Origin of the sequence: Pseudoalteromonas sp. SG43-6, assembly GCF_014164365.1 — a bacterium.
In the GTDB taxonomy this organism is placed as follows: Bacteria; Pseudomonadota; Gammaproteobacteria; order Enterobacterales; family Alteromonadaceae; genus Pseudoalteromonas; species Pseudoalteromonas rhizosphaerae.
The window spans coordinates 1-16,349 of sequence record NZ_JACJEZ010000072.1; the positions used below are offsets into that span (position 1 = coordinate 1).

The 16,349-nt window shown below is 41.5% G+C and carries 11 protein-coding genes; 10 read left to right on the plus strand and 1 reads right to left on the minus strand.

Annotation, left to right across the window (positions count from 1 at the left end):
- The first annotated feature begins 347 nt into the window (after positions 1-347).
- The 7 genes from secA to H5201_RS20715 all read left to right on the plus strand — a co-directional run bounded on the left by secA (position 348) and on the right by H5201_RS20715 (position 12,698).
- Positions 348-3,056 (plus strand): preprotein translocase subunit SecA, encoded by a 2,709-nt coding sequence (gene secA, locus H5201_RS20685; protein ID WP_182719662.1) that lies wholly within the window; start codon positions 348-350, stop codon positions 3,054-3,056.
- A gap of 314 nt (positions 3,057-3,370) precedes the next feature.
- Positions 3,371-3,766, plus strand: coding sequence for an 8-oxo-dGTP diphosphatase MutT (gene mutT, locus H5201_RS20690; protein WP_149980579.1), 396 nt, complete (start codon positions 3,371-3,373; stop codon positions 3,764-3,766).
- 452 nt (positions 3,767-4,218) lie between these two features.
- Positions 4,219-4,674: an REP-associated tyrosine transposase gene (locus H5201_RS20695; RefSeq protein ID WP_182785288.1), complete on the plus strand. Its 456-nt coding sequence runs from the start codon at positions 4,219-4,221 to the stop codon at positions 4,672-4,674.
- An 872-nt stretch (positions 4,675-5,546) separates the two neighbouring features.
- Positions 5,547-7,619, plus strand: coding sequence for a M13 family metallopeptidase (locus H5201_RS20700; protein ID WP_182768329.1), 2,073 nt, complete (start codon positions 5,547-5,549; stop codon positions 7,617-7,619).
- 1,294 nt (positions 7,620-8,913) lie between these two features.
- Entirely contained in the window at positions 8,914-9,789 is an 876-nt protein-coding gene (locus tag H5201_RS20705) for an NTP transferase domain-containing protein (RefSeq protein WP_182719611.1), read from the plus strand.
- Positions 9,790-9,838: 49 nt separating this feature from the next.
- Positions 9,839-10,912 carry a phosphotransferase enzyme family protein gene (locus H5201_RS20710; protein ID WP_182719613.1) on the plus strand — a complete coding sequence of 358 codons (1,074 nt, stop codon included), beginning with the start codon at positions 9,839-9,841 and terminating at the stop codon, positions 10,910-10,912.
- Positions 10,913-11,327: 415 nt separating this feature from the next.
- On the plus strand, positions 11,328-12,698 hold the full coding sequence (locus H5201_RS20715) for a Gfo/Idh/MocA family protein (protein WP_182785289.1): 1,371 nt from the start codon (positions 11,328-11,330) through the stop codon (positions 12,696-12,698).
- A gap of 653 nt (positions 12,699-13,351) precedes the next feature.
- Here H5201_RS20715 and yjgA read toward each other — a convergent pair.
- On the minus strand, positions 13,352-13,879 hold the full coding sequence (gene yjgA, locus H5201_RS20720) for a ribosome biogenesis factor YjgA (protein WP_145236713.1): 528 nt from the start codon (positions 13,877-13,879) through the stop codon (positions 13,352-13,354).
- An 11-nt stretch (positions 13,880-13,890) separates the two neighbouring features.
- Between yjgA and H5201_RS23300 the strand changes: the two genes are divergently transcribed.
- The 3 genes from H5201_RS23300 to H5201_RS20730 all read left to right on the plus strand — a co-directional run bounded on the left by H5201_RS23300 (position 13,891) and on the right by H5201_RS20730 (position 16,295).
- A complete protein-coding gene (locus H5201_RS23300; protein ID WP_259398338.1) occupies positions 13,891-14,025 on the plus strand; it encodes a hypothetical protein in 135 nt (44 codons plus the stop codon).
- Positions 14,026-14,286: 261 nt separating this feature from the next.
- Complete coding sequence (gene pmbA / locus H5201_RS20725; protein ID WP_182785290.1) at positions 14,287-15,636, plus strand: metalloprotease PmbA; 1,350 nt, start codon at positions 14,287-14,289, stop codon at positions 15,634-15,636.
- A gap of 242 nt (positions 15,637-15,878) precedes the next feature.
- Positions 15,879-16,295 carry a VOC family protein gene (locus H5201_RS20730; RefSeq protein ID WP_149980586.1) on the plus strand — a complete coding sequence of 139 codons (417 nt, stop codon included), beginning with the start codon at positions 15,879-15,881 and terminating at the stop codon, positions 16,293-16,295.
- The last annotated feature ends 54 nt before the right edge of the window (positions 16,296-16,349 follow it).

Genomic DNA, 16,349 nt, shown 5'->3' on the forward strand with positions numbered 1-16,349 from the left:
CCTAGAACCTAGAACCTAGAACCTAGAACCTAAGTTCTTATACTCCCCTTGATTTTCTTTTATCCACCTCCATATCTCCATAGTTAATATAATTTTATAGTCTTAATTAAAGTTATGTTTACGGCTTATTTTAAATTTTCTTGCAGAAAACTGATATCTTAACTACGCGATGGTTTGATGTTTCGCAGAGTCTGGTATAGTAGCGCACGTATTGAACGCTGTATTTCACAACGTTTCTCGAAATTGCTAATTAATATGTGCTCGTGTGAGTAATCTATTAATTAGTAATTATAAAAATGGGTTAGCTGATACTCGGCTAGCAAAGAACACATTGTAACGGTTTTATCATGATATCTAATTTATTTACCAAGATTTTTGGTAGTCGCAATGACCGCACTATTAAAAATTTAAGAAAGACGGTCGCGCTGATCAACGCGCTTGAAACGCAACTTGAAGCGCTTTCAGACGAAGATTTAAAAGCCAAAACAGCAGAGTTTAGAGAGCGTTACGATAACGGACAAGGTCTTGATGACATTCTACCAGAAGCATTTGCTGTGGTACGTGAAGCATCAAAACGTGTAAATGGTATGCGTCACTTTGACGTACAGTTGCTAGGTGGTATGGTTTTACACCAAGGCCGCATCGCAGAAATGCGTACTGGTGAGGGTAAAACCCTTACCGCAAGTTTACCAGCATACTTACGTGGTATTACAGGTAAAGGTGTTCACGTAATTACTGTGAATGACTACCTTGCTAAGCGCGATGCTGAAACTAACCGCCCATTATTTGAATTTTTAGGTTTAACTGTTGGCTGTAACGTACCGGGTATGATGCCGCAACAGAAAAAAGAAGCCTACGCCGCTGATATTACCTACGGTACTAATAACGAATTTGGTTTCGATTACCTGCGTGACAATATGGCGTTTAGCATTAACGAACGCGTACAACGTCCACTTTACTATGCGGTAGTCGATGAAGTTGACTCGATCTTAATTGATGAAGCCCGTACTCCACTGATTATTTCCGGCCCCGCTGAAGACAGTTCGCAGCTGTATGCTGAAATTAATACCATAGTTCCGCTTCTTGAGTTACAAGAGAAAGAAGACGAAGAAGGTATTGAAGGCGATGGTGATTTCACTATTGATGAAAAAGCCAAGCAAGTTCATTTAACTGAACGTGGTCAAATCAAAGTTGAAGAATTACTGATTGAACGTGGTTTGATAGCTGAGGGCGACTCGCTTTATTCTGCTGCGAGTATTACCCTGCTTAGCCATATTTATGCGGCATTACGTGCTCATAAGCTGTATCAAAAAGACATTGATTACGTTGTAAAAGAAAACGAAGTAATCATTGTTGATGAACACACTGGCCGTACAATGGAAGGGCGTCGTTGGTCTGAAGGTTTGCATCAAGCTGTTGAAGCAAAAGAAAATGTAAAAATTCAAAACGAAAACCAAACGTTAGCGTCAATTACATTCCAAAACTACTTCCGTATTTACGATACCCTTGCAGGTATGACCGGTACTGCCGACACTGAAGCATTTGAGTTTCAGTCAATCTATGGTCTAGATACTGTTGTTATGCCAACTAATAAGCCGATGATCCGTGAAGATCGCGCTGATTTAGTTTACTTAACGCAAGAAGAAAAATACGAAGCCATTCTAATCGATATTAAAGATTGCCAAGAGCGCGGCCAGCCAGTATTGGTGGGTACGATTTCAATCGAGAGCTCTGAGTATTTATCGCAATTTTTACGTAAAGAAAAAATCAAGCACAACGTACTTAATGCTAAATTCCATGCCCAAGAAGCAGACATCGTTGCCGATGCTGGTTTACCAGGCACAGTAACAATCGCAACTAACATGGCCGGTCGTGGTACTGATATCGTGTTAGGCGGTAACTGGAATAGCGAAGTTGAAAAACTTGAAAACCCAACTGATGAGCAAATTAAAGCGATTAAAGAAGCGTGGCAAATTCGCCATGATGCAGTAATTGCTGCTGGTGGTTTACATATCATTGGTACTGAGCGTCACGAATCACGCCGTATCGATAACCAGTTACGTGGTCGTTCGGGTCGTCAAGGTGATGCCGGTTCAAGCCGTTTTTACCTATCGATGGATGACGCATTAATGCGTATCTTCGCTGGTGAACGCATGACTAATATGATGCGTAAACTAGGTATGCAACGTGGCGAAGCGATTGAGCATCCATGGGTTAACCGTGCCATTGAAAACGCGCAACGTAAAGTTGAAGCACGTAACTTTGATGTGCGTAAACAATTGCTTGAATACGATGATGTAGCAAATGACCAACGTCGTGTTGTTTATTCACAACGTAATGAGTTGCTTGAAGAAGGCGATATTTCAGAGACGATCACGGTTATTCGTGGCGACGTATTGGGCAACACTATTGACCAATACATTGCACCGCAAAGTTTAGCTGAAATGTGGGATATTCCGGGCCTTGAAGAGCGCTTAAAACAAGACTTCTTAATTGAGTTACCGATTACACAATGGTTAGCTGACGATAACAAACTTTACGAAGAAAAGTTACGTGAGCGTATTGAAGAGTCAGTTGAGCAAGCTTACAAACAGAAAGAGCAACAAGTTGGCGATTCTGTACTTCGTCAATTTGAAAAAGCAATTATGCTACAAAGCTTGGATCAACATTGGAAAGATCACCTTGCTGCGATGGATCACCTTCGCCAAGGTATTCATTTACGTGGCTACGCGCAAAAGAATCCTAAGCAAGAGTACAAGCGTGAGTCGTTTGAATTGTTCTCTGAAATGCTTGAGAACCTGAAAATTGATGTAGTTAGTATTTTAAGTAAAGTACAAGTACGTGCTGAAGAAGATGTTGAAAAAATCGAAGAGCAACACCGCCAAAGTGAAAATGCTCCTCGCGAATATCAACATGAAGAAGTTGAGCACGTAGGCGGCGAAGCACCTCAAGGTGCAGTCGTAACATCACGCGCAGAGCCAAAAGTTGGCCGCAACGAACCTTGCCCATGTGGCTCGGGTCAAAAATTCAAACAGTGTTGTGGTAAGTTAAAATAACCAAATGTTATAATTAACAATTAAAAAGCGACGCCTGCGTCGCTTTTTTTGTTTGTAAGGTTAGATTTGCGTAGACGCGGGTTTTAAAAGGTTAAAGGAAAAAGGTACTAGGGAAGTGACTAGGTGCTAGGCTTAACTTTACTTTCTCGGTGTAGCGCGAAGCGCCTCAGTGGTAAAAATTGTTTAATTGATTTATTCACAAAGAGGTTAAGAGAGCGCTGCGCTTAAGAGGCAAATAAAGGGGGAGGACCTAGCGCCTTGAACCTATGTATTAGCGCGGCTTTATGCCGCGCGGTTTTAATAAAGGTATTACGATGAATAAAAAAATTGTGCATGTAGCGGTGGGGGTTATCAAAGCAGATAACACACTATTTATCTGTAAGCGCCCTGACGATAAACACCAAGGTGGTTTGTGGGAGTTTCCGGGCGGCAAAGTAGAAGCTGGCGAAACCGTATTCGAAGCACTAAAGCGCGAGCTTCAAGAAGAAGTAGGTTTAACAATTAATAGTTCAAGCGAGCTGATGGTTATTGAGCATGATTATGGCGATAAATGTGTAAAACTCGACGTGCATTTAGTCACTGATTTTAGCGGCCAAGCCCATGGCGCAGAAGGTCAGCAAAGTGCATGGGTCGCGATTGATAAGTTAGACGATTACAATTTTCCTGCCGCCAACGTAGAAATTATCGAAAAAATAAAAGTGGATGTTTAAATTTACGTAGGCGAGTGGCTTGCCACCGCGATATTCAATATTGTTTCGGTGTTTGTGCGTCAGCAAGCTCAACGCCTACGGGTGTTAAAGTTTACTCTGGTGTTTAATTAATTACTTGTAGGCGAGTGGCTTGCCACCGCGTTTTAAAATGTGTTGTGGTGTTTTGCGTCAGCAAGCTTAACGCCTACGGGTGTTAAATTTTACTCTGGTGTTTAATTAATTACTTGTAGGCGAGTGGCTTGCCACCGCGTTTCAAAATGTAGTGTTTTTGCGTCAGCAAGCTTAACGCCTACGGTGTTAAATTGTATTCTGGTGTTTAATTAATTGCTTGTAGGCGAGTGGCTTGCCACCGCGTTTTAAAATTCCGTGTTTGTTTATTAATAAAGCTCAATCTCTACTGGAGGGATCTCGATTAATTGCTATATTTACTTGTAGTTAATTGAGGGAAAGTAATGGTTGATACCAGTAAGCGGACTAAAGGGCGATGCTCGATAATTAATCATTATTACTCAGTTACAATTTGTACTGAAAATAGAATGCAGCTTTTTTGTGATTTTGATAGAAGCTGTTTAATTATGAGGGAGTTACATTTTTTTTCGCATTCGGGAAACCTTAAGACAATTTGTTTTTCATTAATGCCTGATCACTTGCATTGGCTATTTCAGCTTAGAGATACTGATGATTTATCCAAAGTTATTGGTCAATTTAAAAGTATTACTACGATTAAATTGAACCGTTATTTACTTTCTAGCGGAAAAATTTGGCAAGCTAACTTTTATGATCACAAGCTTAGATCTGATGAAGATTTACTTAACCAAGCTAGATATATAGTTGCAAACCCGCTCAGGGCTGGCTTAGTTAAAAGTGTGGGTGATTATCCATTTTGGAATTGTGTATATTTAAATTAATCCCAGTACATCTAATCTACTCTTTCATAATATACCAACGCGTTTCAAAATGTGGTGTGGTGTTTGTGCGTCAGCAAGCTCAACGCCTACGGTGTTGAATTTACTTTGATGTCTAATTAATTACTTGTAGGCGAGTGGCTTGCCACCGCGTTTCAAAATGTGGCGTGGTGTTTTTGCGTCAGCAAGCTCAACGCCTACGGTGTTAAATTTTACTCTGGTGTTTAATTAATTACTTGTAGGCGAGTGGCTTGCCACCGCGTTTCAAAATGTGGCGTGGTGTTTTTGCGTCAGCAAGCTCAACGCCTACGGGTGTTAAAGTTTGTCTCGGTGTTAAATTTACTTTGATGTTTAATTAATTACTTGTAGGCGAGTGGCTTGCCACCGCGATATTTAATATTGTCTCGGTGTTTTTGCGTCAGCAAGCTCAACGCCTACGGTGTTAAATTTTACTCTGGTGTTTAATTAATTACTTGTAGGCGAGTGGCTTGCCACCGCGTTTCAAAATGTAGTGTGGTGTTTTTGCGTCAGCAAGCTTAACGCCTATGGGTGTTAAAGTTTGTCTCGGTGTTAAATTTACTTTGATGTCTAATTAATTGCTTGTAGGTGTGGTTTTATGCCGCGCTTTTGTATTTAGATGTTAGATGGAGCTAGTCTCTGCCTTTAACCTATATCTTTCATTGCTCGGTGGTGAACTTAAAATTGCGAGTGATAAACCCTCGCTTACAAACTTTGTTACATATTAAAAGCGCTTGTTTTGGTTCATCGGTTTATTGTTGCACTGAACAAGTTTAATATGGAAATAGCGAATATTCTATCGAAGTACTTTATTTGAGTGGTGAATATTTAAACGATAACTAACAAGTGAGATAGTCATGAAAAAAGTAACTCTAACTGCGGCAAGTATTGCACTTGCTTTGGGATTAGTCGGTTGTGGCGAAAAACAAGAATCAACAAAAGCGCCTGAGGCCACGGTGGTTAGCGCACCAGCAGAGCAGTTAAATTCAGGTATTGAATTAGCAAATATAGATAAGTCGGTCCGTGCACAGGATGATTTTTATTATCACATTAATGGTCAATGGTTGGCGACGACTGAGATCCCTGGCGATAAATCAAATTACGGTTCATTCTCACAATTGTATGACGACTCTCAAGCCGCAATGAAAACAGTGCTTGAACAAGCGGCTGCTAATACAGCTGCTAAAGCCGGAACTGATGAATATAAGCTAGGTGCGTTCTTTAAGAGTTACATGAATGAAGCCAAGCGTGATGAATTAGGTATAACACCGCTAAATGGTCCGTTAACTGCTATTGATGGTGTTAAAAATAAGTCTGATTTAGTTACACTTATGGCGCAAATACGTATTCAAGGTGGCGCGGTGCCATTTGGTTGGTATGTAAATAATGACGCTAAGAACTCGAGTGAAAATGCATTATATGCGTATCAATCAGGCCTTGGCTTACCGGATCGTGATTATTACTTAAAAGACGACGAAAAGTTCACTAAAATTCGTGCCGCGTACCAAGTTTACATTGCTGACGTTCTAAAACGCGCAGGTGTAGAAAAAGCCGATGAAGCTGCTAAAGCAATTATTGCACTTGAAACCAGTATTGCTGATGCACAGTGGACGCGTGTTGAAAGTCGTGATGCTACAAAATCTTATAACAAAATGAGCGTAAGTGATGCAAGTAAGCTAACAGGTGAGTTTGACCTTGCTGAATACTTCAAAGCGTCTGGTGTAAATGTACAAGATATTATCGTTAGTCAGCCTAGCTACTTTGAAAAATTTGCCGATATTTATAAAGCAACAGACCTTGAAACGTGGCAACAATATCTTAAATTTCATTTAGTAAGTAACTATGCAGGTATATTAGATAAAGATCTGGTTGATTTAAACTTTAACTTTTACAGCACCACATTACGCGGCGTAAAAGAGCAAACTCCGCTTTGGAAACAAGCCGTTGATGCATCAAATGAAGTGTTAGGTGAAATTTTAGGAAAAGTGTACGTTAAAGACAATTTCCCGCCAGAAGCAAAAGCGCGCATGGAAGAGTTAGTTGATAACGTGATCAAAGGCTATGGCGTTGCGATTGAAAATCTTGAGTGGATGAGCCCTGAAACCAAGCTTGCTGCGAAAGAAAAGCTCGACAAATTTACCCCAAAAATTGGCTACCCAGATAACTGGAAAGACTATTCACAGTTAAGCATTAATGCGGATGATTTAGTTGGTAACTATATTCGCCATAGTGAATGGGCTTATGCCGATATGATTGACAAGCTAGGTAAGCCTGTTGATCGTTCTGAATGGCATATGACACCACAAACAGTGAATGCTTACTATAACCCGGTGAATAACGAAATTGTATTCCCTGCGGCAATTTTACAACCACCATTTTTTAACTTAGAAGCTGATGATGCGGTTAACTACGGTGCAATTGGTGCGGTAATTGGTCACGAGTTAGGCCATGGTTTTGATGACCAAGGTGCTAAGTATGATGGTGATGGTAATTTACGTGATTGGTGGAGCGAGTCAGACCTTAAACAGTTTGAAGAGCGCACTGGTCAGTTAGTTGCACAGTATAACGAGTATCAACCATTTGCAGATGCCAGCGTTAATGGTCAATTGACCTTAGGTGAGAATATTGGCGATTTAGGTGGCCTAACGGTTGCTTTCACTGCTTATCAGCTATCGCTAGGTGGCGATAAAGCGCCAGTCATTGATGGTTATACTGGTGATCAGCGCTTCTTTATGGGTTGGTCGCAAATTTGGCGTCGTAAATACCGTGACGAAGAGCTACGTAACCGCCTAATGACAGATCCGCATTCACCAAGCCATTACCGCGTGATCGGTATCTTGTCGAATATGCCTGAGTTTTATCAAGCATTTGACGTTAAAGAAGGCGACAAAATGTACATCAAACCAGCTGATCGCGTAAAAATTTGGTAATTAGTTTTTATTAGTTTGATGATTAAACGGTGGCTTAGGCCGCCGTTTTTGTTTTGAGGGGGAGTAAAAGGTTAAAGGTTAAAGGTTAAAGGTTAAAGATAAAGGGGCTAGGTGCTAGGGAAGTGACTAGGAGCGCGTTGCTCGAAGCCCATGGCATTTACCCTCATTGTCTTCTCTTTGTGCGTCAGCAAGCTCAACGCCTACGGTGTTAAATTTTACTTTGATGTTTTAATTAATTACTTGTAGGCGAGTGGCTTGCCACCGCGTTTCAAAATGTGGCGTGGTGTTGGTGCGTCAGCAAGCTCAACGCCTACGGTGTTAAATTTTACTTTGATGTTTATTACTTACTTGTAGGCGAGTGGCTTGCCACCGCGTTTTAAATGTGGCTCGGTGTTGGTGCGTCAGCAAGCTCAACGCCTACGGTGTTAAATTTTACTTTGGTGTTTAATTAATTACTTGTAGGCGAGTGGCTTGCCACCGCATTTTAAATGTGGAACGGTGTTTGTGCGTCAGCAAGCTTAACGCCTACGGTGTTAAATTTTACTTTGATGTTTATTACTTACTTGTAGGCGAGTGGCTTGCCACCGCGTTTTGAAATGTGCTCTGGTGTTTTTGCGTCAGCAAGCTTAACGCCTACGGGTGTTAACGTTTATCTCGGTGTTTTATTACTCACTTGTAGGCGAGTGGCTTGCCACCGCGTTTTAAATGTGGCTCGGAGTTTGTGCGTCAGCAAGCTTAACGCCTACGGGTGTTAACGTTTATCTCGGTGTTTTATTACTCACTTGTAGGCGAGTGGCTTGCCACCGCATTTTAAATGTGGAACGGTGTTTGTGCGTCAGCAAGCTTAACGCCTACGGTGTTAAATTTTACTTTGATGTTTAATCACTTGTAGGCGAGTGGCTTGCCACCGCATTTTAAATGTGGAACGGTGTTTGTGCGTCAGCAAGCTCAACGCCTACGGGTGTTAAGTTGTACTTTGATGTTTAATTAATCACTTGTAGGCGAGTGGCTTGCCACCGCGTTTCAAAATGTGGCGTGGTGTTGGTGCGTCAGCAAGCTCAACGCCTACGGTGTTAAATTTTACTTTGATGTTTATTACTTACTTGTAGGCGAGTGGCTTGCCACCGCGTTTTGAAATGTGCTCTGGTGTTTTTGCGTCAGCAAGCTTAACGCCTACTAGGGAAGTGACTAGGTGCTAGGCTAGAACCTATCCCCTAAAACCTAGCTCCTATAGCTAGATCTGGCGGTTGAAACTGGTAAACTCAGCTTTATTAAACGTTAAAGCTGATTAAAAATGAAAAAACATCATCTAAGTTTAGTCGTCCTCGCGGGTGGCTTGGGCTCTCGTTTTGGTGGCAATAAACAAATCGCTGAGATTGCTGGGTTGGGTTGTACCATTATGGAGTTGAGTATTGCTGATGCTGTTGCCGCAGGAGTAACTCAGGTTGTATTAGTGATCAATCAGGCTGTGCGCAGCGAGATTGAGCAAGTGATTTTACCGCGCTTACCAATGGGGATTGATGTTGTGTTGGTTGAACAACGCATTGATTTAGTGCCAGAACAATTCCAATTACTTGCACAACAGCGAAGTAAGCCTTGGGGCACCGGGCATGCTTTATTATGCGCTAAAGATCATGTTCATAACCCCGCGATCGTCATCACAGCCGATGATTATTATGGCGCGTCGTCATTTTTATTACTCGCAGATCATTTTAAAAACCTGACTAGTTGGGCTATGGTGGGTTACCCTATTATTGATACTTTGTCAGAGCAAGGAGGGGTGAATAGAGGCGTATGCCAAGTTAAAAATAACCAATTAATTGATGTTGTTGAGTATTTAAATATTCAGCACGAGAACGGTCAAATAATGGGTGACAATCCGCAGGGGCTCCGTGAGAAAATTGCCGTGGATGCGTTGGCATCAATGAGTTTTTGGGCAATTACGCCAACATTTTTTGACCGCCTAGAAGCAGGCTTTGACGAGTTTCTGCAAAAGTATGACAACGGTGTCAAAATGGAGTATTATTTACCCGATCAAGTTCAACAAGCGATCACATCTAATCAACAAATAGTTACCATATATAGCGCAAAAGAGTCGTGGTATGGAGTGACTTATAAATCAGAATTACAGGATGTTACAGGTAAATTATATGAATTACGTCACGGATGAACTAGCCCCGATCTTGCCTTTTCCAGGGCACAACAATAGTGAAGTAAGTATGAAGTCAAATTCCATTGCGGTTTACTTGTCTGAGAGTTTTGGTCTTGGTAGTGAAAAAATCAGCATGAAGCCAATTGGTAGTGGTCACATAAATAGCACTATGCTATTAACTGCACCAAAAAAATCATTAGTTGTTCAAAAACTAAATACCGAGGTTTTTCCTGAACCAGATATGTTAGTTAAAAATGCTCGTTTAATTGAACGTCATTTAACTAAAAAACGTCAATTAGGCGAGTATGATTTAGCAATCATCCGCCATGTTCCTACAGTTGAAAATAACTATTTAGTTGATTGTGATAACGGTGTTTGGCGCGCACTCGAATTTATTGGCGGCAGTTATAGTGAAGATGTAGTTTTAAATACTTCACAAGCGCAAACTGCAGCCAATGCATTTGGTCAATTTGCTGTTGCTTTAGAAGATTTTGATGCCAAGCAACTACATCATGTTATTCCTGATTTTCATAATTTAGCGATGCGCGCTGAAAAGCTCAAAGCTGTGGTTGCAAAAGATCCACAGCAGCGCTTAGCCAGCTGCCAAGCTGACGTTGATTTTTGTTTCGCGCAATTTGGCTTAATTGATGAGCTTAAAGCATTGACGGGCATTGTACCGGTTCGACCATGTCATAATGATACTAAAATTAATAATATGCTGTTTTGTAATATATCAAATGATGCCAAAGCGGTGATTGATTTAGACACCTGTATGCCTGGTTATTGGTTATATGATTTTGGTGATATGGTGCGTACTTTTTGCTCTCCTGAACAAGAAGATTCAACGGATTTAGCTAATGTATGTGTGCGTGAAGAGATTTTTGCAGCGGTAGTCAAAGGTTATGTAGAGCCTTTGAAAGACTTGATTACCGAACAAGAAAAACAAAGCTTTTGGTTAGGCACTAAAGTAATGACCTTTATGATTGGCCTACGTTTTTTAACTGATTACATTGACGGTGATCATTATTTTTCAATCAAGCATGCTAACCATAACTTAGAACGTGCGCAAAATCAGTTTGCTTTATATCGTGATATTCTCGCAAAAAAAACCACGCTTAAAGCTATTTTAAGAGATGTGTGATTTTTTAAGTTAAAGGGCTAGGTTTTAGGGGGAAGTGAAATATCTTCTCACTAACACTCATTCACTTCTCTTTGTACAAAAATAGTTTTCGTAGGAGCCGGCTTTAGCCGCGAACGAAAGATTTAAAAGATTCATTCACAAATAGGTTAAGAGGCGCGTTTAAAATTGCGCGAGGTAAACTCCTGCCTACGGGTTGGCATTGGTGCTTGGGTTGTCGCAGGCGCGGCTTTACGCCGCGCGGCTTATAAAATTCATGGCTAAAGCCATTTCCTACATCGTCGATTGAGATTGGTTAAATACCAAGAGTTAAGGTTAATTCTAACTCCTTCTTTTCCTATGCTATCCATCCCCATCTGCTTTACCTCCCAAGCTGTTTTAGGTAAGTTAAAACTAGATTAGTTCTAGGATAATAATAATGAAGCAGTTTAATCGTCGAGATTTTTTAAAAGCCGCGAGTGCTACGGCAGCGGCTAGTGTGATTTCAGGATGTGCCACGGGTACTCAAAGTGGCGTTATTACTCCCCCAGCGCAAGGGCGCTCTGTAATTGGCCTTGTCGCGCCAAAAATGGATGTAGTACGGGTTGGGTTTATAGGCTTAGGGCAGCGTGGTTTTGGCCACGTAAAGCGTATGAGTCATATTGCTGGTACAGAAATTAAAGCAATATGTGATACCCATGACGAAGTCTTACAGCGTTCAGCTAACTACCTCACTGACAAAGGGTTGGCTAAGCCTGCACTTTATACTGGCGCCGATAATGCCTATCAAGCAATGCTTAATCGCGATGATATTGATATTGTGATTATTTCTACGCCATGGTCGTGGCATGCACCGATGGCAATCGATACCATGAATAGTGGCAAGCATGCTTTTGTTGAAGTGCCATTAGCATTGACGGTTGAAGAAATGTGGCAACTAGTTGATACCGCTGAGCGCACGCAAAAGAACTGTATGATGATGGAAAATGTCAACTATGGTCGTGATGAGTTAATGGTATTGAATATGGTTCGCCAAGGCGTGTTTGGTGAGCTGCTACATGGTGAGGCGGCGTATATTCATGAATTACGTTGGCAAATGAAAGAAGTGGAGCATAAAACTGGTTCTTGGCGTACCGCTTGGCATGCAAAACGAAACGGTAATTTGTATCCAACGCACGGTTTAGGCCCTGTGTCACAATATATGAATATTAATCGCGGCGATCGGTTTGATTTTTTAACCTCGATGAGTTCACCGGCACTGGGCCGTAGCGCCTATGCAAAGAAAGAATTTCCAGCCGGTCATCAACGTAATCAGCTTAATTATATTGCTGGCGATATGAATACCACGCTTATCAAAACAGTAAAAGGGCGCAGTATTATGGTTCAACATGATACCACCACGCCACGTCCATACTCGCGCCATAATTTAATTCAAGGCACTAACGGTGTGTTTGCTGGTTTTCCAAATCGTATTGCGCTGGAAGATGGTGGTTCGAAGAGCTTCCATGAGTGGGATTATGAAATGGCTGATTGGTATAAAAAATACGACCACCCACTGTGGACCAAAATGGGCGAAGAGGCAGAGCGTAACGGCGGCCATGGCGGCATGGACTTCTTAATGTTCTGGCGGATGATTTATTGTTTACGTAATGGTGAGGCGCTTGATCAAGATGTTTACGACGGCGCTGCTTGGTCTGTTATATCGCCGCTGTCGGCACAGTCAGTTAGTAATCGTAGTGCGTCAATTGATATTCCTGATTTTACCCGTGGTGCATGGCAAAGTGCCAAACCGCTAGGAATAGTTGGTTAAATGCTAAGAGCTGCGCGAGGCAAACTCGCGCATATTGTGTTTTTGCGTCAGCAAGCATAACGCCTACGGGTGTTAAAGTTTATCTCGGTGTTAAATTTACTTTGATGTTTATTACTTATTTGTAGGCGAGTGGCTTGCCACCGCGTTTCAAAATGTGATGTGGTGTTTTTGCGTCAGCAAGCTCAACGCCTACGGTGTTAAGGTTTATCTTGGTGTTAAATTTACTTTGATGTTTAATTAATTACCTGTAGGCGAGTGGCTTGCCACCGCGTTTCAAAATGTGATGTGGTGTTGTTGCGTCAGCAAGCTTAACGCCTACGGTGTTAAAGTTTACTTTGATGTGTAATTTATTACTTGTAGGCGAGTGGCTTGCCACCGCGTTTTAAATGTGGCGTGGTGTTTTTGCGTCAGCAAGCTTAACGCCTACGGTGTTAAAGTTTACTTTGATGTTTATTACTTACTTGTAGGCGAGTGGCTTGCCACCGCGTTTTTAAATGTGGCGTGGTATTTGTGCGTCAGCAAGCTTAATACTTACAGGGTTTTAATTTGCTGCGAGGGAGGCGTTACTGCTTACTAAACGGTAACTGCCTATAAATAGCGGGTGTTTTTACCCAGACTGAATATAGGCAATTCATTACTACATTACATGTAGCTTATCGCATGATACTTTCTTTAAGATATTGAAATAGCTCTTTATAGCCTTTAGCTGGCTTTTCAATTTTTACTTCTTTTGCCGCATTACGCACCAATTGACGTAACTTTTGACGATCAATAGTCGGGTATTGCTCAATGGTTTGATTAACTAAATCATCACCTTGGGCAATTAAATCATCGCGTAATTGCTCAATCTTTTTAATCATCACTTCGGCTTGATTATTTTTATTCAACATAATGTCGATAATAGCGTTGATCTCTTCGATATTCTCAACGGTACGCAAAGTTTTTGCGATGTAATTTAAGTGACGACGATATGCATCACTTTTGTTACTGATTTTGTCTGCAACAACCATTGCCGCTTTTAAATCGTCATTTAAGGGTAAGCGCTCGCGCTGTTTTTTCCCCATTTTGGCAATTTCAGCACCTAACTGATGAAACTCTTGCGCTTCGCGCTTTAGCTCACTTTTTGATATATAGATAATTTCTTCTTCAATTTCAGCAGGCTTGCCTTTTTTCTTCGCCATGGGGTACTCATATGATAACGTTAACTGCAGTCATTATACCCAAACCACCTCAAGATGCGAGCGTCGTTGGAGTTAAAAGCGATTTAGGCAAGGCATTGATTGCAAGTAATAGTGGTTCTATTGTTAAAATCAATAACGCAGTATAAATCGCTTTTAAACCAACCCGTTGGGCGTTTCACAGGCACTTACTCTCATCGTTGTTACTTCTTAAAAGGGACTGCCATTCTTGCAAAGTAACGCCTTGATATTAAGCCCCTGTGAAACGCTGAATTCTGTATCTTGAGGTGGCTTGGGTATATACGTGATTCTTTTAATGATTAATATTAGCTGATGCAATGCAGTGAGTGTGTTAGCATTTAAGTATTATGATTGCGCATGCAAAACGCTCCAAGCTCAGGACTAAAAATATGAAAAGCCAACAGCAAGATCCTATTTATACTCAAATTTCTCAAATAAAAGATGCCGTTGCAGAGGTTTTAGAACACGCGAAAAAACTCGGTGCTACTGGCGCTGAAGCGGCGATGTCGAGCACCTCAGGTTTATCAGTTAGTACCCGCATGGGTGAAGTCGAGACCATTGAATTCAACCAAGATGGTGGGCTGGGGATCAGTGTGTACGTTGGTAATCACAAAGGCTCTGCGTCAACAGCTGATTTAAACCCCAAAACACTGCGTACAGTGGTAGAGAAAGCCATTGATATCGCCAAGTTTACCTCAGATGATCCACATAATGGCGTAGCCGATAAAGAGCTACTTGAATTTGCTCCGCTTGATTTGGATTTATACCACCCGTGGGATGTCAGCCCTGAGCAGGGCATTGAATTGTGTCATGCTGCAGAGCAAGCGGCGCTAAATGCCGATGCACGTATTGTTAATTCAGATGGCGCCAGTTTTTCATCGCATCAAGGTTTACGCGTGTATGGTAATAGCCATGGCCTTATCACAGGTTACCCGCGTACTCGCCACAGCATTAGTACTATGGTGATTGGTAAAGATGGTGAGCAAATGCAGCGAGATTCAGCTTATACCGTAGCGCGAGACCAAGCTGGTTTGAAAGATGCTGCGGCAGTAGGTTTAGAGGCTGCGAGTGAAACTCTTGCTAAGCTCAATAGCAAAAAACTAGGTACCATGAAAGTCCCTGTTGTTTTTCGTGCAGATATTGCTAATTCATTGTTTGGTCACTTGGTCTCTGCAATAGGTGGTGGTGCGCTGTATCGTAAATCGAGCTTTTTGTTGGATAGCCTTGGCACGCAAGTATTTAATAAGTGCGTTAATATTTCAGAGCGTCCGCATATTTTAAAAGGTTTAGCGTCTTCACCATTCGATAGTGAAGGGGTAAAAACCATCGACCGTGAAATCATTCAAGGCGGTGAGCTGCAAACTTACTTATTAGCGAGCTACGCAGCCCGAAAAATGAATATGACACCTACCGGTCATGCTGGTGGTATTCATAACTGGTTAGTTGAACAAACTCATGCTGATTTAGCTGCGCTGTTAAAAACAATGGGCACCGGTTTATTGGTCACTGAGTTAATGGGCCAAGGCGTTAATACTGTAACCGGTGATTACTCGCGTGGTGCTGCCGGTTTTTGGGTTGAGAATGGCGAAATACAATACCCTGTAAGCGAAATTACCATCGCTGGTAAACTGCAAGATATGTTTAAAGGCATTAGCGGCATAGGCGGTGACATAGAGCGCCGTGGTGGAATTCAGACCGGTTCGGTATTGATTGAACAAATGCAGATTGCGGGAAGCTAGGTTTAAGCTTTAAGTCTTAAGCTGTAAGTCATAAGTCATAAGTCTTAAGCTATAAGTTTTAATTTGCGTAGGCGCGGCTTTATGCCGCGCTGTTTTATTTAGACGTTAGATGGAGCTAGTCTCTGCCTTTAGCCTTTAACCTAGTACCTTTCACTTATTAAATCTTTTATAAAAAACACTTTACCTCAACGTTACTTGAGGTTTTATTGTGGCTTTAATTACTTAAATAAAGGAATTTAATTATGTATTTAGAGCACGTAAATTTGGTAGTCGATGATGTTGAAGCTATGCTGCACTTTTATAAGGCGGCTTTTCCGTACTGGTCCATCAGAAGCCAAGGCGAAGGGGAGTGGCACGGTAAACCACGAAAATGGTTGCACTTTGGCGATGATTTTCAGTATTTAGCATTGAGTGATCATGGTGAACAACACAACCGTGACTTAACCGGACATCAAGTTGGCTTAGCGCACTTTGCTTATGTTACGAATAATATTGCTGCAGTAATTTCGCGTTTAGAAAGCGCTGGTTACAGTATTGATAAGCCTGGTGCGGTAAATCCATTTCGTAAAAATGTTTATTTTATTGACCCCGCAGGGTTTGAAATAGAGTTTGTTGAATATTTAAGTGATATTCCTAGTGAGCGTAATAATGATTTATAACATTAGTTTCGCGTCAGCAAGCTTAACGCCTACGGATGTTAACGTTAATCTCAG

Excerpts from the sequence above, each read along its gene's own strand:
- H5201_RS20700 (WP_182768329.1), top strand. The coding sequence starts at position 5,547 with ATGAAAAAAGTAACTCTAACTGCGGCAAGTATTGCACTTGCTTTGGGA.
- H5201_RS20710 (WP_182719613.1), top strand. The coding sequence starts at position 9,839 with ATGAAGTCAAATTCCATTGCGGTTTACTTGTCTGAGAGTTTTGGTCTT.
- secA (WP_182719662.1), top strand. The coding sequence starts at position 348 with ATGATATCTAATTTATTTACCAAGATTTTTGGTAGTCGCAATGACCGC.
- pmbA (WP_182785290.1), top strand. The coding sequence starts at position 14,287 with ATGAAAAGCCAACAGCAAGATCCTATTTATACTCAAATTTCTCAAATA.
- H5201_RS20715 (WP_182785289.1), top strand. The coding sequence starts at position 11,328 with ATGAAGCAGTTTAATCGTCGAGATTTTTTAAAAGCCGCGAGTGCTACG.
- mutT (WP_149980579.1), top strand. The coding sequence starts at position 3,371 with ATGAATAAAAAAATTGTGCATGTAGCGGTGGGGGTTATCAAAGCAGAT.
- H5201_RS20695 (WP_182785288.1), top strand. The coding sequence starts at position 4,219 with ATGGTTGATACCAGTAAGCGGACTAAAGGGCGATGCTCGATAATTAAT.
- H5201_RS23300 (WP_259398338.1), top strand. The coding sequence starts at position 13,891 with ATGATAACGTTAACTGCAGTCATTATACCCAAACCACCTCAAGATGCG.
- H5201_RS20730 (WP_149980586.1), top strand. The coding sequence starts at position 15,879 with ATGTATTTAGAGCACGTAAATTTGGTAGTCGATGATGTTGAAGCTATG.
- yjgA (WP_145236713.1), bottom strand. The coding sequence starts at position 13,879 with ATGGCGAAGAAAAAAGGCAAGCCTGCTGAAATTGAAGAAGAAATTATC.
- H5201_RS20705 (WP_182719611.1), top strand. The coding sequence starts at position 8,914 with ATGAAAAAACATCATCTAAGTTTAGTCGTCCTCGCGGGTGGCTTGGGC.